The sequence below is a fragment of the Dyadobacter sp. CY323 genome, assembly GCF_021390245.1.
In the GTDB taxonomy this organism is placed as follows: Bacteria; Bacteroidota; Bacteroidia; order Cytophagales; family Spirosomataceae; genus Dyadobacter.
This window is the reverse complement of the sequence record NZ_JAJUXH010000026.1, coordinates 1-19,773: the sequence shown is the minus strand read 5'-3', so window position 1 is coordinate 19,773 and position 19,773 is coordinate 1. Positions and strand designations below refer to the sequence as shown.

At 46.2% G+C, this 19,773-nt stretch carries 15 protein-coding genes and 1 tRNA gene; 10 read left to right on the top strand and 6 right to left on the bottom strand.

Annotated features, from left to right (window positions below; genetic code table 11):
- Nucleotides 1-362: 362 nt before the first annotated feature.
- Nucleotides 363-1,757: a DUF4270 family protein gene (locus LZG72_RS26000; RefSeq protein WP_233878071.1), complete on the bottom strand. Its 1,395-nt coding sequence runs from the start codon at nt 1,755-1,757 to the stop codon at nt 363-365.
- Between the two features lie 488 nt (nt 1,758-2,245).
- Here LZG72_RS26000 and LZG72_RS25995 point away from each other — a divergent pair, with 488 nt between their 5' ends.
- Complete coding sequence (locus LZG72_RS25995) at nt 2,246-3,289, top strand: kelch repeat-containing protein (protein ID WP_233878070.1); 1,044 nt, start codon at nt 2,246-2,248, stop codon at nt 3,287-3,289.
- Nucleotides 3,286-3,627, top strand: a complete 342-nt coding sequence (locus tag LZG72_RS25990; RefSeq protein ID WP_233878069.1) for a DUF4907 domain-containing protein — start codon at nt 3,286-3,288, stop codon at nt 3,625-3,627. Before LZG72_RS25995 ends, LZG72_RS25990 begins: the two co-directional genes overlap by 4 nt.
- On the opposite strand, the gene LZG72_RS25985 is transcribed toward LZG72_RS25990, so the two are convergent.
- On the bottom strand, nt 3,624-4,709 hold the full coding sequence (locus tag LZG72_RS25985; RefSeq protein WP_233878068.1) for an endonuclease/exonuclease/phosphatase family protein: 1,086 nt from the start codon (nt 4,707-4,709) through the stop codon (nt 3,624-3,626). The genes LZG72_RS25990 and LZG72_RS25985 overlap by 4 nt on opposite strands.
- A gap of 169 nt (nt 4,710-4,878) precedes the next feature.
- On the opposite strand from LZG72_RS25985, the gene rimP reads away from it, so the two are divergent.
- From rimP to infB, 3 genes are all read left to right on the top strand, one after another.
- On the top strand, nt 4,879-5,361 hold the full coding sequence (gene rimP, locus LZG72_RS25980) for a ribosome maturation factor RimP (protein WP_233878067.1): 483 nt from the start codon (nt 4,879-4,881) through the stop codon (nt 5,359-5,361).
- An 87-nt stretch (nt 5,362-5,448) separates the two neighbouring features.
- A complete protein-coding gene (gene nusA, locus LZG72_RS25975) occupies nt 5,449-6,690 on the top strand; it encodes a transcription termination factor NusA (RefSeq protein ID WP_233878066.1) in 1,242 nt (413 codons plus the stop codon).
- Between the two features lie 71 nt (nt 6,691-6,761).
- The gene (infB, locus tag LZG72_RS25970) at nt 6,762-9,821 is read left to right on the top strand and encodes a translation initiation factor IF-2 (RefSeq protein ID WP_233878065.1); all 3,060 of its coding nucleotides are present in this window, start codon (nt 6,762-6,764) and stop codon (nt 9,819-9,821) included.
- A 205-nt stretch (nt 9,822-10,026) separates the two neighbouring features.
- On the opposite strand, the gene LZG72_RS25965 is transcribed toward infB, so the two are convergent.
- The 3 genes from LZG72_RS25965 to LZG72_RS25955 form a co-directional block, all read right to left on the bottom strand.
- Nucleotides 10,027-10,101 (bottom strand) — tRNA-Val (locus tag LZG72_RS25965).
- Nucleotides 10,102-10,145: 44 nt separating this feature from the next.
- Nucleotides 10,146-11,459, bottom strand: coding sequence for an MFS transporter (locus LZG72_RS25960; RefSeq protein ID WP_233878064.1), 1,314 nt, complete (start codon nt 11,457-11,459; stop codon nt 10,146-10,148).
- Between the two features lie 81 nt (nt 11,460-11,540).
- Entirely contained in the window at nt 11,541-11,999 is a 459-nt protein-coding gene (locus LZG72_RS25955; protein WP_233878063.1) for a hypothetical protein, read from the bottom strand.
- A 125-nt stretch (nt 12,000-12,124) separates the two neighbouring features.
- Between LZG72_RS25955 and LZG72_RS25950 the strand changes: the two genes are divergently transcribed.
- Both LZG72_RS25950 and LZG72_RS25945 read left to right on the top strand, forming a co-directional pair.
- Complete coding sequence (locus LZG72_RS25950) at nt 12,125-13,756, top strand: T9SS type A sorting domain-containing protein (protein ID WP_233878062.1); 1,632 nt, start codon at nt 12,125-12,127, stop codon at nt 13,754-13,756.
- A 16-nt stretch (nt 13,757-13,772) separates the two neighbouring features.
- On the top strand, nt 13,773-15,788 hold the full coding sequence (locus tag LZG72_RS25945) for a thioredoxin domain-containing protein (protein ID WP_233878061.1): 2,016 nt from the start codon (nt 13,773-13,775) through the stop codon (nt 15,786-15,788).
- On the opposite strand, the gene LZG72_RS25940 is transcribed toward LZG72_RS25945, so the two are convergent.
- Nucleotides 15,785-16,303 (bottom strand): DinB family protein, encoded by a 519-nt coding sequence (locus LZG72_RS25940; RefSeq protein ID WP_233878060.1) that lies wholly within the window; start codon nt 16,301-16,303, stop codon nt 15,785-15,787. The genes LZG72_RS25945 and LZG72_RS25940 overlap by 4 nt on opposite strands.
- A 311-nt stretch (nt 16,304-16,614) precedes the next feature.
- Here LZG72_RS25940 and LZG72_RS25935 point away from each other — a divergent pair, with 311 nt between their 5' ends.
- The 3 genes from LZG72_RS25935 (at nt 16,615) to LZG72_RS25925 (ending at nt 19,750) form a co-directional block, all read left to right on the top strand.
- Complete coding sequence (locus LZG72_RS25935) at nt 16,615-17,163, top strand: hypothetical protein (protein WP_233878059.1); 549 nt, start codon at nt 16,615-16,617, stop codon at nt 17,161-17,163.
- Nucleotides 17,164-17,246: 83 nt separating this feature from the next.
- On the top strand, nt 17,247-18,173 hold the full coding sequence (locus tag LZG72_RS25930; protein ID WP_233878058.1) for a hypothetical protein: 927 nt from the start codon (nt 17,247-17,249) through the stop codon (nt 18,171-18,173).
- A gap of 17 nt (nt 18,174-18,190) precedes the next feature.
- Nucleotides 18,191-19,750 (top strand): phosphatase PAP2 family protein, encoded by a 1,560-nt coding sequence (locus LZG72_RS25925; protein ID WP_233878057.1) that lies wholly within the window; start codon nt 18,191-18,193, stop codon nt 19,748-19,750.
- The last annotated feature ends 23 nt before the right edge of the window (nt 19,751-19,773 follow it).

Sequence of the window (19,773 nt, the reverse complement as noted above, 5' to 3'; positions counted from 1 at the left end):
TCTGCTTTTTAAGCGGTGCTTTCCAGGCCGGGCCTGCTTTCGGCAACATCAAGCCCTAGCGTCAAACCCGGATTGCCCGCGGCCTTCCGCAAGGTTTATGCCCCGAGCTAGCTCCAAAAGGTTGAGACCTTGCAGTAAATAATTGCAATTGCACAAAATATAGGGAAAAAGGCAGCCTGAAACTGAATTTTTTAGCTACTACCGCAAAACAAAACCAGTGAGGACCGGCTAGATAAAACAAAATCCGGAATAACAGGTTGATTTTAAAACAAATGTAAGAGGGTGGCCCGTTTTACGTGGGCCACCCTCTTACTGTTTTTTAACTGGCTTGGTTAGCCAAACCCAGAATATAAGGATGGATTTTATTTGACTTTCACCGTCGTGTAATACAATTCCAGTTTCACACCGGGATTGTTACTGTGTTGATCGCCAATGACGAGTCTGTCCAGGCTTTTTGTAAAGTCTCTATCGGCAAACGGGTAGGTTCTTGAAGGCCTAAACTGATCATTCTCATTGGTTTCAGAGGTTACCAGCACAAGACCTCCCACGTCGCCCGTCTCGCTGTTCATCACCTCGGTCACGTATGAGGAAACATCTAGGAGATAAAACTGCTTATTATTGACATAATCTTGTACGTACTGTCCTACGATCGGTTTTAATTGACCTGTCGTCAAATTATATAAAGGCAGGGGAAAGCCCTGCGAATTGAGATAAAATTCATTGTTCTTATTAACACGGAACACATGAAGGGCCGGCGGAGCATTCAACTGATTGGTCACCGAGGATCTATCGGGTGTAATTCTTAAAAATGCCCGGTTGGCTACCGTGTACTTGGTAAGGCTTAATTGTCTTACCGTCGGCAGATCAATGCGGGTCATAATACTTAGCCCCGCCTGAACAAATGCCATATTGCCTGTCTGGGAGGAAGGAGTAGAAACGCGCTGGTTTGAAGACAGCTTAGCGGTAGCCGTCCCGCTCCTGTCGCTGATGATTTGATTATAGAATGCAGTGGACTGGAAAACAACCGAATCTTTGCGGACCGCGTCTACATCGGGCACGTGAAAATGCACCTGAACGTAAGCGGCATTGGCCTGAAAGCCTACAACGGCCCCATTATCGGAAGCACCTGCTTTCACCAAGATCCCATTTACCAGATTGATCCACTCTTGATTAGAGGTAAGCAAATTGGTCTTTCCTTTCTCAAAAATCTCAGCTCCTAACCCATCCGAAAGCCTGATCACCAACCGTTTCGACCTTCGGGGCATCGGGGAAATTTTTACCTTCCCAAGTGGGTTTGCATCAAAAGCAGTGGAGTTGCCATTGTAATACGAATCCTTGGAAAGAATATCAGCCAGCAGTTTGTGAACGGTAATGTTCAGGGGTTTGGTCGTATCCCCATAGGTGTAGAGATCATAATTTAAAGACAAAACCAGCGAGTCGTATTCCGCCTTATCGGGAATGGTCACCCCGGACTGGGTCGTAGGCTGAAAGAAAGCAGCGGTCTGGATCTTGCCAAAATAAGGATCCACGTAGCGGCCTACCAGCAGCCTGGCCGGCGCCCCTGTCATCACTGAATCTGATAAAACCGTCGAAAGCTCAACGGTCGATGTATCGGAGAACAACACTGCGAAATCGTCTGGGTTTGGCTGCACCAGCGATTCAATCTCATCGCCCCAATTGCAGCCGGCTAGCGAAACGGAGAAACCGATGATGAACAGAAGTTTATAGGCCGTTGAAGTTCCTTTAGAGAAAAGCAAGAAAAATTTCATTTAGTGCAAGAACAGTAAAAAGTGCAAAATTATCACATGTATACTTAAATACAACATGGATCCAAACAATTAGACAAAATAGAAATCGGGCGGCTGTTTGCAACAAATCTTAAAAACGCCACGTAACCTTTATCAGAAGCCTTACTAGACCGTACGCGGCAAGGCTTTAAAAAGTGGCAGGCCATGTTTGAAACGTCAAAACCGGAAGGTTATTTAAAGTCGCATGGTTAAAAATGCCGGGAGAGGTAAGCTGCCAAAAACAGGCAACAATGCTTTTCATTTTGCGTTACAAGTAACTGAGCGGTTAAAGTTTTGGACAAAAAATTCAGTATAATTTTACTTAGCAGGTTCAAGATGTTATGTTTGCAAAAATTTTCATCCAAATACATTTTTGACAACACTGGCTGATAACAGGCAATAATTGAAAAATAATTTATCGGGATTCATCTGTAACAATTAGTCAAACTATAATTTTCATGTTTAATACCTTAAAAAAAGCTTCGTTAGTCCTCCTGATTGCTTCTACCACCTTAGTTCAATTTAGCTGTAAAAATGATGACCCGGAGGCGGAAAAAACCGGTAACTGGTATCGTCAGGGCCTTCCCAGCTTCGGCGGATCTGCACGGACCGGCGCAGTAAGTTTTGTTATTGGCGATGTGGGTTATATTGGTACCGGCTATACAAACGAAACGGTGCCAAGAGTCAAAGACCTTTGGGCTTACAATGCAAAATCTAAAATATGGACGCAGGCTGCCCCCTTCATCGGTTCCGGCCGGAATGGAGCTACGGCATTTGTACTGGATGGCAAAGCGTATGTGGGAACAGGTTATGATGCGGTGTTTGCCACCGATAACGGTTACAAAAAAGACTTTTATCAATATGATCCGACTGGAAACAAGTGGAAGGCAGTAGCTGATTTTCCTGGAACCCGCCAGTATGCCACTTCCTTTGTCTCAAACAACAGAGCTTATGTCGGCCTAGGTTTTAATGGCAGCAATTACTACCAGGATTTTTATGAGTACAATCCAGCCACGGATAAATGGACGGAGATCGCTACTTTCATTGGTGGTAAAAGAGCGGGCGCCCTTTCCTTTACAGTGGGTGGAAAAACCTATGTTGGATTTGGAAAAAGCAACTCGACTGCATACACCAGAGATCTTTACAGCTTTGATCCGGCCGGTAACAACGGTACAGGTGCCTGGACCCGGGTGGTTTACTCAGATAGCAATACCGACGAAGCTGACTTTCCCACAAGAGGTTACGCGACGGCTGTGGTTGTCAATGAAAAGGCTTATATCATTGGAGGTGAAGGAAAATCTGACGTTTGGGAATATGTACCAGGCACGAATCAATGGACGGAAATGGCTCCATTCGCAGACGGATCCAGAGGTTTTGCGGCTAGTTTCTCAATTGCCAACGTAGCCTATTTCGGCACAGGTAGTTCAAGCGGTTCAGGAGGATTGGACGACTTCTGGGCATTCGATCCTACTGCGCCGGTCAATGACGACGACAACTTGTGATAAAAAAATATAAATCGGCGCTGCTGATTTGCATACTGGCCTTTGCAGTTGCAGTTTACTTTCTGGTTTTCCGGAACGTAGGCTCGGCTGGCAAAGGCCAGTCTGCTTTTCGGGTCGAGGCCTTTAAGAAAGAAACGGGCTGGGGATATCGTATATATCAGGATACATTGCCTGTCATCGAGCAGCAATTTATTCCGGGCATTTCGGGTACAACGGGTTTTGAGTCAGAGGAGCTCGCCCTGAAGACAGGCACGCTGGTTCAAAGCAAGCTGGATCAGGGCATTTTCCCGCCAACAGTTACCGCCCGCGAGCTCGATAGCCTTGGAGTGAAATACTAGCGGAACTGGTAGGTTCCCATGATTGGGTAGTGATCTGAGAATTTGATATCGCTGCGCGTTTTGAAATCCAGAAGGTCGAGTTTATCCGAGCTGTAAAACTGGTGGTCAATGCGGATAAAGTAGGGTAAATGATTAAAAGTAAATCCAAAACCATCCCCTTTTTCCTCAAAACTGTTCTTCATGTCCCGGCCAAGCTCCCCGTACACATATCCGTAAGGCACCTCATTGAAGTCGCCACAAACGATCACAGGATACGGTGAATCTTTGGTCCAGGTTTTTAGGATTTTAATTTCTTTCGAACGCTGCTTGAATCCATCCTTCATTCGCCGGAAGGTGATCTTGCTCTCCTGCTTAATACCATCAATCTGCTTTTGATGCGCTAGTTTGCTCAGGTTCAAAGTCATGGAATATAAGTGTACAGCAACCACCCTGACCGTATCTGAACCAATCTTGATGTCGGCCTGAACCATGCCGTTCTGGGATTCAAAAATCGTATCCCTGGCATGGACAATGGGGTGTTTTGAAAAGAGGATCAGCCCCGAGTAATAGTTGTTTGCAGCGCCATCAGGGTAGTTGAACCGGTTACTATATAGGTATCCCGCTTTTTCCAGGGTTTCAGCCAGGTTGAACAGTTTGGAACGGTCCTCAAAATATTCAGGCATACATAAAATATCTGCTCCGGAGCCTGCAAGCCAAGACTTCATGTCACCAATCTCCTTTTTTACAGCCGCATCCCGTACGTCCAGGTTCCTCATGAATGTATGGGTATTGTAGCCCATCACCGAAAACGTTCCCGGGTTACCCCTATCTGGTTCAACATCATCGCCAAATTTGTAGGTCCTTGGTAAAAACAGGCACCCAAAAGCCAGTACCACAACTGGCAGCAGAGCTCTTTTTCTATCAATAAGGAACCAGATTGGTACAGATATGAGGTGGACAAGGATCAGGACCGGAAAGGACATCATCACAAAGCCTGCCAGCCAGCCGTCAAAAGGGATCCAAAATATCAGGATGTAAATCAGTAGTGTGCAGAAAGCAAAACATTTATATAAAAACCACAAAAAGTTCTTTATTCCCTTCATCTAGTCTTAAAATCGGATTATTCCCCTAAAATAGCGGATGCAAGTCAATTTAGAAGACTTTTCCCGGCTTGTACAAATGATAAAATAGTTTTACCTTTGCATCCAATTCTATTTTGATCGATTGATTGAGGGGGCTTAAATCCCCTTTTTTATTTGCAGTAACCCTTAGATGACCGTAAAAGAACATTTAGAAGTTTTAGTGACCCCGCTCCTGGAAGATGGCAACTGTTTCCTGGTTGACATTATCACTAAGCCTTCGAAAGTAAGTCAGAAAGTAACCATTCTTCTCGACAGTGATGAGGGGATTACAATCCAGCAATGCACATCTATCAGTCGTAGACTTGCAAAGCAGCTGGAAGAACTGGAAGTCTTCACAGAAGCCTACACACTCGAAGTATCTTCGCCCGGATTAGACCAACCTCTTGTTTTAGCCCGTCAGTATCAAAAAAACATCGGCAGAAATTTGAAGGTCACATTAAAAAGCGGGGACGTATTACAAGGTAGTCTTTTGGAGGCGACGCAGTCCGAGATTGTGTTGCAATTGCCGCCGCCCAAGAAGAAATCCAAAGAGCCCGTCCAGGAGAGCTCCCTTCTCCGGCGAATCTCTCTGGAAGATATTTCAAAGGCCATGATTGAGATTTCTTTTAAATAAACTTACGGGCTGGAATCTCCAATACGGCTTGTAATCGATTATATAATATGTATAACTTAGTATCAGCAAATATTCTTTACACAAGCAATGGATAGTGGAATATTAATTGAGTCATTCGCGGAGTTCGCAAGCTCCAAAAACATCGATCGCCCGACGATGATCAGTGTTTTGGAAGAGGTATTTCGTACCATGATTCGGAAAAAATATGGCACCGATGACAACTTTGACGTGATCATCAACCCTGAAAGCGGCGATCTTGAGATGTGGCGCACAAGGGAAATCGTTGATGATAACTCCGAAGATATATGGGACTATAATAAAATCCCTCTGGCCGAGGCGCGCAAGATCCAAAACGATTTTGAAGTGGGTGAAGAAGTAGCCGAAGAAGTTAAATTAGTCGACTTTGGGCGCAGATTGGTGCAAACGGCACGTCAGACGCTGATCCAGAAAATCAAGGACATGGAAAAAGAAATCATGTTCGAAAAATACAAAGATCAGGTAGGCGAAATGATTACCGGCGAAGTTTATCAGACGCTGAGACATGAGGTAATTATCATGGACAGCGAAGGAAATGAGCTTTCGTTGCCTCGTACCGAACAGATTTCCAAAGATCGTTTCCGGAAAGGTGAGTCCGTTAAATCGGTGATCCACAAAGTGGAAATGAATAATGGTTCACCCAAGATCACCTTATCGAGAACTTCCCCTGTTTTCCTTGAAAGACTCTTTGAAGTGGAGATCCCGGAGATCTATGATGGAATTATTTCAGTGAGGCGTGTTGTTCGTGAACCAGGCGAGCGTGCAAAAGTTGCCGTTGAATCATACGATGATAGAATCGATCCGGTTGGCGCCTGCGTAGGTATGAAAGGGTCCCGCATTCACTCGATTGTAAGGGAACTTGGAAACGAGAACATCGACGTTATCAACTACACAGATAATCTTGAATTGTTGATCAGCCGTGCATTGAGCCCTGCGAAAGTAAGTTCGATGCAAATTGATCGGGAAGCAAAACGGGTTTCTGTTTTCCTCAAACCCGATCAGGTTTCACTAGCCATCGGAAAAGGCGGTCAGAATATAAAACTGGCCGGGAAGTTGGTTGGAATGGAAATTGATGTGTTTAGAGACATCGAAGAACAAAATGACGAGGATGTTGATCTGACAGAATTCTCTGATGAGATCGATGAATGGATTATCAGCGAGCTTCATAAAATAGGTTTGGATACTGCAAAAAGTGTTTTGGCCCTCAATAAAGAAGAACTTGTAAGAAGAACAGATCTGGAAGAAGCCACGGTTGAAGAAATCATGGAAATCCTTCGAAAAGAATTTGAATAATAACAATTGACAGGTTTGGTAAAGTGCTAGGCCTGTCTGCAATGCAAAACTTTTTTCTACTAATTGCTAATATGGCAGAAGATAAAATGATGCGCCTGAGCCAAGTGGCACGGATCCTGAACGTAGGACTTTCTACGATCGTGGATCATCTGTCTGCCAAAGGGTATAAGGTGGAGAGTAATCCGAATAACAAAATTAACGCCGATCAAATTGAATTTCTAGCGAAAGACTTCAAATCAGATGATCTGAGATCTTTTCTTTCGCAAAAACCTGCTGCCCCGGTGGAAGCTCCGGTTGAGGTTAAAGAAGAAAAAGTAAAGAGTGATGTCGATGGAATCCTATATTTCCGCAATTCACCCAAAGTGGAAGACAAACCTGCTGTTGAAGAAGAAAAAGCGCCAGAGCCTCAACCTGCTTTTGAAAACCGCCTGCCCGGAATTAAGGTAGTTGGTAAAATCGACCTTGAAAACAAACGGCCTGCGCAGACACAACCTGTGAGCCCTGCCGCTAGTGAGCCTCAAAAAGAGGTAATAGTTCAGCCAGAAATAGAAATTCCAGCCCCGGTAGTCGAAAAGGAGATACCAAAAGCAGATCCTGCTCCGGTTGAACCGATCGTTGCAAGCCAGCCAAAGGCGGAAGAAAAGATAGAGGTGGTTGAAAAACCTGCACCGGTAGAGCAAAAATCCGAGCCGGCGCCAGAGCCTGTTAAAGAGCCGGCCGCTGAGATTGTTCCAGCAGCAAAAGAGATCATCGAAGCTCCGGTAGCTGCCGCCGAGCCTGTTGTTGCGCAAGTAACAGAAGAGCCTGCGGCCGCAGAAGGTGGAGAATCTGAGCTGATTGAGGCGCGCGGAGAGCAACTTCGCGGATTGAGAGTGGTAGGTAAAATTGAATTACCATCTGATAAGGCTAAGAAAAAAGACCCGGTTGCATCCAGTGATGCATCCGCAGATAAAAAACGTCGTAGAAAACGCAAAAGGATCCGTGACGGGGTTGCAGTGCCTGGCGAAAACAGACCGGCTACACCGGCCGGTACGGAAGCCGGCGCATCCGCGGCGCCAAGAGATGCCAACGCGGCTCCTGGCAACAGAACTGGCAATCGCCCTAATACGCCGGCAGGAACCACACCTACCCCAGCAACCGGTACGCAACAAGGCGCAAACAAAACCGGCCCTAATAACCGAAGCAATACCGGGAGTACAGGTAACCGTAAGGGAGGCCGCCGGGAGGAAGTTTCAGACAAAGAAGTTTCGGATAACATCCGCGCGACCATGGCCCGCATGGGAGGTGGTAATACTAAAAACACATCACGCGGAAAAGGAACACGCAGACGCGACCGGGCAGATCAAAACGATAGCGGCTTTGGTGAGGAAGAAACAAAAGTATTGCGCGTGACAGAATTTGTTTCTGCCAATGATCTGGCCTCGCTGATGGACGTGACTGTCCAGGAGGTGATTTCGGTTTGCATGAGCATGGGTATGTTTGTATCTATAAATCAGCGGCTTGACGCAGAAGCAATTACCTTTATTGCCGATGAGTTTGGTTTTGAAGTGGCATTTATCTCTGCCGAAGAAGAAGTTCAGAATGATGTACAGGAAGAGGTTGATAATGAGGAAAGCCTGAAAGAAAGGGCGCCAATTGTTACCATTATGGGTCACGTTGACCATGGTAAGACTTCACTTCTGGATTACATACGCCAGGAAAATGTGGCCAGTGGTGAAGCAGGCGGGATCACGCAGCACATTGGTGCATACAGTGTTAAGACTAAAACCGGCAAACAGGTTACATTCCTGGATACGCCTGGTCACGAAGCATTTACTGCGATGCGTGCCCGTGGAGCAAAAGTGACCGATGTTGTTATCATTGTCATCGCTGCTGACGATAGCGTGATGCCTCAGACCCGTGAAGCGATAAATCACGCACAGGTTGCCGGTACCCCTATTGTCTTTGCATTTAGTAAAGTAGATAAGGCTGGTGCTAATACGGAAAAAATCCGCGAGGAACTGGCAAATATGAACCTGCTCGTTGAAGAATGGGGTGGTAAATATCAGACTCAGGAAATTTCATCAAAATCGGGTTTAGGTATCGATGAACTTTTGGAAAAAGTGTTGCTTGAAGCCGAGTTGCTTGAACTTCGGGCTAACCCGGATCGCAGGGCACTGGGAACTGTTGTAGAGGCTTCTTTGGATAAAGGCCGCGGATATGTGACAACGATCCTTGTTCAGACCGGAACACTCAAAGTGGGAGACGTGGTGTTGGCAGGAGCGCATTTTGGACGTGTGAAAGCAATGACTGATTACCTGGGAAGAAAGCTTAAAACCGCAGGTCCTTCCATGCCCGTCCAGCTCCTTGGGCTAAGTGGCGCCCCGCAGGCGGGTGATCGTTTTAACGTTTTTGAGAATGAGCGTGACGCTCGTGATATCGCAACAAAACGCGAACAGATACAAAGAGAGCAATCAATTCGTACGCGTAAGCACATTACACTCGAAGAGATTGGACGTCGTAAGGCAATTGGTAGCTTCCGCGAGTTGAACCTGATCATAAAAGGGGATGTGGATGGATCAGTCGAGGCACTTTCAGATTCGTTGCTGCAACTTTCAACCTCGGAAGTACAAGTCAATATCATTCACAAAGGGGTTGGTCAGATTTCCGAATCGGATGTGAACCTTGCCATTGCTTCGGATGCTATCATTGTAGGCTTCCAGGTTCGTCCTTCTTCCAATGCCAAGAAAATGGCTGAACAGGATCAAATCGAAATCCGCCATTATTCGGTCATCTATCAGGCCATCGATGAAATCAAGGATGCGATGACAGGTATGCTTGCCCCGACTATCGAGGAAATCATCACCGGAAATATCGAAATTCGCGAGGTCTTCAAAATCAGCCGGATTGGTACCATTGCTGGATGTTATGTTACGGATGGCTATGTGAAGAGAAATAATAAAATCCGGGTTGTCCGCGACGGTATCGTACTTTATACAGGCGAAATCGAATCATTGAAACGTTACAAAGATGACGTTCAGGAGGTTAAAAACGGATATGAATGCGGATTGAGCATTAAGAACTACAACGATATCGAAGTTGGGGATATCATCGAAAGCTTTGAATTACGAGAAGTGAAAAGAACACTGTAATTCGGTTTAGTATCATGTAAGTAGCCTGTATTGGAAACAATACGGGCTACTTTTTTTAAAGCGACATACAAACCAATTCACCCAATATACTCTGCTCCACAAAGGGAGATACAACTGGTTTATGGAAAATGTTTTGGCAATGTTTTAAGTAAAAAAGAAAAATCTGCTGTAACAATTTAATTTACAGCAGATCATAAAAAAAGTGTAGGACGTAGCGGGCTCGAACCGCTGACCTCCGCCCTGTCAAGGCGGCGCTCTGAACCAACTGAGCTAACATCCTATTTGCGCTATCAGTCCCCCGAGCTTTTGAACTGCGATATTAAATTAATTTTTATTGCCATCCAATTCAAAACGGTACACCTTCTGGGAGGGAATCCGGTAAAGCAGCACAAGGCCAACAATGAAAATAACAAGCAGCGCCAGGATGCTGTTGCGCATACTGCCCGTCAAATGCTCTACTGCCCCGTAAATGAAGGTTCCGATCACGATCGCCATCTTTTCGGTGACATCGTAAAAACTAAAATAGGAAGCCGTATCCGTAACATTTTCAGGAATAAGTTTCGAGTATGTAGACCTGGAAAGCGATTGAATGCCTCCCATTACCATTCCCACCGTGCAGGCGATCACGTAAAACTCCATAGCCTCTGTCGTATAATAAGCCCCCGTGCAAATCCCGACCCAGATTGCCACCCCGATCATTAACGCATAAATGTTACCAATCTGGCCCGATAACCAGGCAAATGTATAGGATCCGGCAATACCCACCAGTTGAATAAGCAACACCGTGATGATCAAACTCTGGGGAGGTAATTTCAATTCGTTAGCTCCAAAAATAGTCGCCACATACATCACGGTGCGAAGTCCCATGGTGTAAATAAAAAAGGCGCTCAGAAACTTGGCCAGATAAGGCTGCTCCCGCAGCCGGCCGTACACTTTCGTCAGTTCTTTAAAGCCATTGAAAATCCAGTTTCCCGTCTTGTTAGTTTGAGCATTACCAGAAGGCAGATAATGAAATGGGATCTGGGCAAATAGTACCCACCACACGCCGACAGTGAAAAACGAAATCCGGGCGGGAAGGGATTTTTGAACAATCCCATAGAACTGGGGCGCTAGCACCATACTTAAATTAAATAATAGCAAGAAGACGCTTCCCAGGTACCCCAGCGAAAAACCGCGTGCGCTATACCTGTCAAACTTATCCTCGGTGGCTATTTCGGGTAGATAAGAATCGTAAAAGACAATGCTACCACTCCATCCGACCAGACTTAATCCAAACAAAAAGATGGAAGAAATCAGCGTATCTTTTGTAAAAAAATATAAAAGCATGCAACTGACTGCGCCCGTATAACAGAAGAACTGCATAAACCTTTTCTTTTTTCCGGTAACATCCGCGATGGCCGTGCACAACGGGATGAGCAACGCGGTGATTAAAAATGATACAGAAACCGTGTAAGAAAACAACACGGTGCTTTTGATTTGAACCCCAAGAAAATCAACATTCGGTGTCCCCGAAGCGCTCAGCGCGGTAGCACTGAAATAAACCGGGAAAATGCTGGAAACAATAACCAGGGCGTGAACCGAGTTGGCCCAGTCATACATGCACCAGGCGTTAATGATAGAGGGGTTGTTTTTTTTCATTAAATCAAATTTACCATAAAATAAAAATAGCGACAGATTTTCTATCCGCCGCTATTTTTTAAAGATATCAATCTATCGCCTCTATTTAATGACCGGCTGGAAAACCATGATGGTTTCCTGTTCAACGCCGCTCACAGGCATTTTACTTTTTAGTCTCAATTTACTGTTTGAAAGCTCCTCCACACCAAACAAACCGGAAAAACCAGAAATTTTGATATCCAAAGTCTTATTATCATCAATCAGATACCAGGTCCCGCCATTGATAACCTGCTTTGAATTTTGGTCAATTGCTTTGGTCACATTGTTTTGCAGGAACTGAATGTCCATCACTTCTTTGATTGCCTGGGTCTGTAAATTCAGCTGATTAACTGGAATATCCTTCCCATTTAAATCCGTAACGGTGGACATACGCCAGGGATAATTGATGAGTATTTTGTCCTTTTCTGTCGGCTGCGGAGTTTCGTTCTTATCTTTGTCTTTGTCACAGCCCGCCAAAATAAGTGTGAAAAGAAGCGGGATAAGTACTAGTAATCGTCTCATTTTTTGTGTTTTTATATTTCAAGGCGTTTTCTGATGTTCTGTGTTATGAGCTCTGCGGAAATACTTTCGCGGAAAAATTAAATTAACACACCATGCAAATTAACGAATTTGTCTGATCAATTCTTATGATCCATTTGACCAATATCTACTTTAAGGTTCTTTCCTGGATCGCGCTTCTGACTGCTAGTGTCGTTTTACCCGTTATGGGCCAGGATTGTCCGCCCGGATATGTGCTAAAACCGGTTACAGCCAACAACAGCATTGAATGGGGCAAGTTTCCTGAATTTTCTCTTCCATTTAAGATCATTTACAGCGGCCCAAGGTTTGGGGATACGCAGTCATTACCGTTAAAACATGGTTTTAGCCACATTGCAGCTTTTAGTGGACCTGAACCCGGCTCGCTGGCCGGGAAAAACCGGGCCTCACTCTGGTATGGCGTAGCCACTTCGAGCGAAAATCAGCCCTGGGCCGATAATGTACTGAGAAGTCCATGGGGAAATGATACCGCAGCATACCGAAGTTATTGGGACAATTATGCAGCCACCGTTTTTGATACGGATATCGTTTGCCTGGACATCGAGCGGATGCAGCGGGAAGACCGCGATATCCTCGCATTGAAAACAAATGCACAGATCCCTGAGAATTACCGGAATCTTTCCAATGCCGATTTCCTGTTTGCCTATAAACGCGACATTCGCTGGTGGTATACCGAGGCCGTTAATCGTCTCCGGGCCAAAGGTGTGAAAGCGCTCATTACCAGTTACAGTGATGTGCCGATCCGAAATACCTGGCTCAACATTACCGCCAACAGCTGGCAGGACTGGACCACCAACCTTGCCCGCACACATTACCTCATGCAGGATAATGCAGGAAAGATCGGCGGAAGCTTTTACAATGCGCTGGACTTTTTATCGCCCTCCCCCTACTACTATTACGGCTACGACCATCCGATTGGAAAGGATTACTTGTCATACCTGCTCTTTAACATTGAAAGCAATGCTGCCTGGGGCGACAAGCCTGTGATCCCGTTTGTATGGATGCGCATTCACGATAGCTATGATCCAAACACACCGCTGATCACGCCATTCATGGCGGAGGCAACTGCCATTTTCCCCTTTTTCTCGGGCGCCAAAGGATTATGGCTCTGGGAAAATCCGTTTTTTCCGGGCAACCGCCAGGAAAATTACGCTGCTTATGAGTATTTCATCCAGGGCCTTTACCGGTTGTCAGCTTTTAAAAATATGTTTGAAGGATCTTATCAGCTGGTTATCCCGCAATCGGCGCGCGATCAGATGGAGCTGCAAAATCCGATCTGGAGAGGTGTAGTGAAAGGAAACGACATTCTGATCACAGCTCAAAACCCGTATGCAGCCGATAATCAGGTAACAGACGTAACAGTCTCGTTTCAAAAATGGTCGAGAAGCATCAGCTTAAAAGGAAAAGAAATTTTCCTTTGCCAGTTTGACCTCAATGATATCGTTAATTCCGTGCACCCCACTCTCTCGGATGCCTACGTATATCCGCACGTGGTCTCCAATGAAATGAATGTGGTGCTTACAGGACAAAACGGCGCAAGCCAGGTTGATCTGTCTTTGCTGAATGTCAAAGGCCAAATCGTTTTTAACAAAAAGCTAAAAGTCATCGCTGGCGAAAGTAAAGAAGTGGTGGCGTTGCCCAACATTTCCTCTGGCATCTATTTTGTCCGGTTTGAGGGCACTTCCAGAACAATCGTAAAAAAAGTGGTTGTTCATCACTAACAACGCCATCCAAATCATGAACCGACTCAGCCAGCAGACCAGCCCATATTTATTACAACACGCCCACAATCCGGTTGACTGGTACCCGTGGGGAAAGGACGCACTCACAAAAGCAAAGACGGAAAACAAGCCAATCCTGGTCAGTATTGGGTATTCCGCCTGCCACTGGTGCCATGTAATGGAGCGGGAATGTTTTGAAAAAGAAGCGATCGCTGAGATAATGAATGCCCATTTCGTGTGCATTAAGGTAGATCGGGAAGAGCGGCCCGACGTGGATGCGGTTTACATGGATGCAGTACAAGCCATGGGAGTCCGCGGCGGCTGGCCTCTGAACGTTTTTCTTTTGCCGGATTCCAAGCCATTTTACGGAGTTACCTATCTCCCGGCCCAAAACTGGGTTCAGCTCCTTAAAAGCATTGATAACGCTTTTCAAAACCATTACCCGGAGCTGGTTAATTCCGCCGAAGGTTTTGTGCAAAACATGATCCTGCCTGAAAGCAGCAAATACGGCTTGACTGATGCGGCCAGCAGCTACAATCCAAGTGATCTGGACCTGATGTTCGAGCATTTACAGCGCAATTTCGACACATTAAAAGGCGGAATGGACCGGGCGCCCAAATTCCCGATGCCCTCGATTTACAAATTTTTGCTGCGTTACTTCGATGCCAGTCAGAATCCGGAGGCACTTGCTCAGCTGGAATTGTCACTCAACCGGATCGCGCTCGGTGGTATTTATGACCACGTTGGCGGCGGATGGGCCAGGTACTCCGTTGACGACGAGTGGTTTATACCACATTTTGAAAAAATGCTCTATGACAATGCGCAGCTTCTGAGCATCTATGCCGAGGCTTACTCGCTCACTAAAAATCCACTCTATAAAGACCGCATCCTCCAAACCGTTACCTGGCTGAAAAGTGAAATGCTGAGCCCGGAAAGTGGCTTTTACTCGGCGCTTGATGCAGATAGCCAGGGGATGGAAGGTAAGTTTTACATCTGGGAAGCCGATGAGCTGAAAAGCATCCTAAAAGAAGATTTTGACTGGTTCTCAAAGCTTTATAATATTTCAAAAGTGGGAAATTGGGAGCACGGATACAACCATCTGCATCTGATCGACTACCCAGAAAAAACAGCCCGGACGAAAGGAATCGATACAGAAAACTTTTCAGAAAAATACAAAGCGGCATTAAATGCCTTGGCAGTAGCTCGTCAAGCAAGAGTCCGCCCGGGTTTGGATGATAAAATCCTTTCATCCTGGAATGGATTGCTCGTAAAGGGACTATCGGATTCTTACCGCGCCCTTGGAGATGAAGAAATCCGTGAAATGGCAGTCAGAACGGGCGAATTTATAAAAAAAAGGATGACCCTGGACGGTCAGTTGCGACATAGTTATAAAAATGGTGTTGCCACCATTACCGGATTTCTTGAAGATTACGCGGCCACTATTCAGGGTTACATCAGCCTTTACCAGATTACATTCAACGAAGATTGGTTAAGCCAGGCCCTGCAACTCGCCGACTACACAATCCTTAATTTTTATGATGAGCCGGAAGGTTTTTTCCATTTCACCGATCAGCATGGGGAAATTTTAGTGGCGCGAAAGAAAGAACTTTTCGATAATGTCGTACCTTCTTCCAACTCGATAATGGCTGAAAACCTGTACGTTTTGGCCCTGTTACTCGACCGGGAGAATTTTGGGAAAATCGCCGATCGGATGCTATCGAAAATGTCAAAATTGATGCTAGGCGACGTCCAGTGGGTCACCAACTGGGCAGCTTTGTACTGCCTTCGGGCCAGACCCACCGCCGAAATTGCGATCGTCGGCGAAAATGCAGACGATATTCGGAAAGATTTTGACCGGTTTTTTATCCCCAATAAAATTGTAACGGGAACAACCACTTCCTCCGAGCTGCCACTGCTTAAAAACCGGACGGATCTACATGGGAAAACAGCGATCTATGTTTGTTTTGACAAAACATGCCAGCTGCCCGTCAACAATGTGGAAGATGCCTTATCCCAACTGGCCAGCCATTAAAGCAATGGGAAATACCGCTGCTCGATGATTCGCATGTGGTGCATAGGGTGCCCGAGAATCACAAAACCCAGCGCAAGCGGCGAAATTTCGGTCTGATTTGCATTACCTATACTTGTGAGCATTTCATCATCCATATTTTTAAATAACGCAATCGTCGAAAGCCGTACCTGCGAAAATTCCTCCATCAGGTCCTGTACCGTTCGCCGGCTGGCTGTGGTGTGCTTTGCCAGCAGCTGCTCATCATACCCCGGCAAACCGGTTTTGTCGTTTCTGGAAAAGCGCAGCGCCCGATAAGCCATAATCCGCTCATTATCCACCACATGCTGCAAAATATCACGGACCGTCCATTTATCTTCCGCATACACTTTGTCTGCCAGTTCAATGAGCTTTGAGCTTTGATGGTAAATGGTTGCCGGAGTATACCTTTCAAAACCCTCCATAATATCGACATCTTCTATCAGATTGATATAGCGGTCAAAAAAGGGCGGCATCGGGTTAATATCTGATCGTTTCATGTCATTATGTTTTAAAATTACCGGCCAGTGGCGGGCAGTACCTGTATTGTGCACCGTCCCTTATATTTCCCTCAATATAGGCTTACAAACGGTTTTTTGAAACAAAATCTCAAAAAGATTCCACCGGGAAAAATCATGCTTTTTATTATAATTGATCTTGGGCCGGTACCAAAAAAGCAACCGCCGGCAACTTACTTTTTGAGCAACTTTTAGGATAAATAGCACTTAAACAGCGCATTAAGGTATTTTTCACAACCCTTTAAAATTTGACCTAATATGTTTACATTTGGTCAGAAATCCTCTTTTCAACATTGAAAAAAATAGCCCGGATAGGATTGTTGCTTTTGCTGCTCTGCAATATGTTTGGGCTCAGTCTGGCTATCCTTTTATTTGAAAATGAGCACCAGGCTGCTACGCCGGCCGGTGAGCATGATGAGTGGAAAATCATGAAAATATATCTTCCCTCGCTACCCTACTCCGGGCAAGTTGAATTCCCCCAACACATGCAGGCACTGGTTCGCTTTCAGGATCGTTTTTACAACCCGACAAGTTTGTCTCACCAAAACGATACACTTTACGTAACGCTAAAATCCAACCTGGCTGCCAGAGATCATTTTTTTGAATTGGCGCATGCCGCTCAATTACTTACCGATCAACAAGGATCGTCGCAAAGCAAGAATGGGAAGATCATTAAGTTACTAGATGGGCTTGCAAAAAACTACGTCCCCGGCAGCGCTCCGTTTCTCTTTCAGCGGCAGTTAACCGGGAGCTATACGCCAAATATCACCGATTTTGACATCGCAATAAGTTACACTTCCATCCAGGGAGCCTTAACGACTCCGCCCCCCGAATACTGCTAGGTATTCATTCTTTTAAGTTCTGATTCTTGCAAAGGAGTATTCCCGTTGTTGCAGGGACGCAAATACATTTTAAAATATCACATATGCTGAATACTTTACAACATTTCAGGCTACGTCTGGCTGCATTTCTTATAGCGGCATCGGCCTCTGTTTCTTCCAGTTTTGCCCAAATGCCTAACGATGCGATTTACATGTCAAAAAATACGGCATGTATCGCCGTTTCCTATACCCACAGCTCCTGGGACCAGTATTGGGAAAATTCGCTAAAACGTCAAAACCTCAACATCGGCACACATACCACTCAGAATGTAATGCCGATGCTGGCAGTTGGTATCACCAAAAATATCAACATTATCGCAGCCATCCCATATATATGGACGCAAACCAGCGCGGGAAACCTTCGGTGGCAAAAAGGCTTTCAGGATGCCTCAGGCTGGATTAAATACCGTTTTTTAAACAAATCCGGGCTTTCTCTACACGCCATTGCGGGTGGTTCTGTTCCCGTCGGAGATTACATTCCCGACTTTCTTCCCATGTCGATCGGCTTACAATGCAAAACTGCCACCGGCAGGCTGATGGCAAGTTACAGGCACAAAACCGGCATTTACCTGACTGCATCAGGCAGCTACATTTTCAGAAGCAAAATTACGATTGACCGTGATGCGTACTTGTCAGATGGAAAATTATACAATACCAATCAGGTTTCAGTACCCAATGCGTATGATGCGGCAGCTCGTCTGGGATATCTCAAACACGGTTTGCAAGCCGAAGGATTCCTTGAATATGGGGCCTGTGACGGCGGTGATAATATCCGCAGAAACGATATGCCATTTCCTACCAACAACATGAAGTCCACTGTCGTGGGCGCATATGCAAAATTTCAACCTAAAAACATCGGGGTAACCGCTCGTGCCGCCTACGTGCTCCAAGGAACCAATGTGGGCCAAAGCACGAATCTTTCGGCCGGAGTGCTGTATCAATTCCGTTATGCTAAGTCAGATAAAAAATAATAAAGACATCAATTTCTATGAAAACCAACCATTTTAAAAAGTATAAAAGCTTGTTGCGGTTCGCATTTCTTGTAGTGGCCGCATTTGTGAGCTCCTGTAACAAAACCGTTGACGAACCTACTCTGGGGGCCAGCAATCCATCGAGCATGGACGAAGGTGCCGGCAGCTGGAAACCGTATATACTCTCCTCGGCCGGTGAGATCGAGGTGGTAGCGCCCAAAGCCGTTACTTCTGATTATTATAAAACCGAAATCACCAAGCTTAAAGGCGTAGTGGAATCCATTACCCCCATTCAGAAAGAGCAGGTCAACTACTGGGCCGCGGGCGCGGTTTTCCGTTGGAATGAGATCGGGCGGGAGCTGGCAGCACGTTACAACACGCCGCCAGCCTCAACTCCGGACGGCAAATACCCACTTCCGGATGCAGCCAATCCGCTGGCTGATCCCAAGTTTCCTTTCGCCAACCCGCCTTATACGGCCCGCGCGCTGGCCTACCTGAGTGTTGCCCAGTATGATGCATTGGTAAGTGCATGGAATTATAAGTTCAAATACAACCGCAAATCACCTTCCAAAAATGACCAGTCCATTAAGGCTTTGCTGCCTGTAACCGATTTGCCATCCTACCCCTCCGAAGATGCCGTCGTGGCAGAAGCTTCTGTTGTGATTTTGAAAGCGATGTTTCCCGGCGAGGTTCCTTACCTGGAAGCCAAGCTGGCCGAGCACAAAAATAGCCGGATGCTGGCGGGAATGAACGTGGAAAGCGACATTCTGGCCGGATCTGACCTGGGTAAAGCCGTTGCCGCAAAGGTAATGGCCCGCGCCAAGGCCGACGGCATGGGCGCGGCAAACAACCAGGCAAAGACAGCCGAAATGATAGCTAATGCAAAAGCGATCGGTACCACAGAGCCATGGGTGAGCCAGGAATTCCCTCCTCGCCCGCCGATGCTGCCTACCTACGGATCCGTACAAACCTGGAATTTCGACAAAGCCACGCTGGTGAAATTGCGCCCGGTCCCTCCCCCGGCAATGGGCAGCGCGGAATTTAAAAAGAACATGGACGAGTTGCTTGACATCGCTCAAAATCAAACAAGAGAACAGGCCAAAATTGCCAGCTTCTGGTCTGACGGCGTGGGAAGTTATACCCCTCCCGGTCACTGGCACAGAAGAGCCGCTAACTTGTGCCGCGAAAACAATTTCAGTGAGGTAAGGACCGCGCGCACACTCGCACTTTTAGGCACTACTTTACAGGATGCAGGAATTGCCTGCTGGGACGTCAAGTATTACTACTATTTCCCGCGTCCAAATCAGGTGAGTAAAAAAATAAAGACGTCGGTCGGGCTGCCTAACTTCCCCTCGTATACCTCCGGGCATTCCACTTTCTCGGGTGCGGCAGCCGAGCTTCTTGCCTATGTATTCCCAGCTGAAAAGCAAAAACTCGATGCTATGGCTGCTGAGGCATCATTATCACGTATCTATGGTCTGATCCATTACCGCTTCGACTGCGAGGTGGGCCTTGCGGTCGGTCATAAAGTCGGTGAGTATGCCGTTGCCAGAGCAAAAGCGGATGGCGCTCAATAACTGAAACCGATTAAATGTGAAAA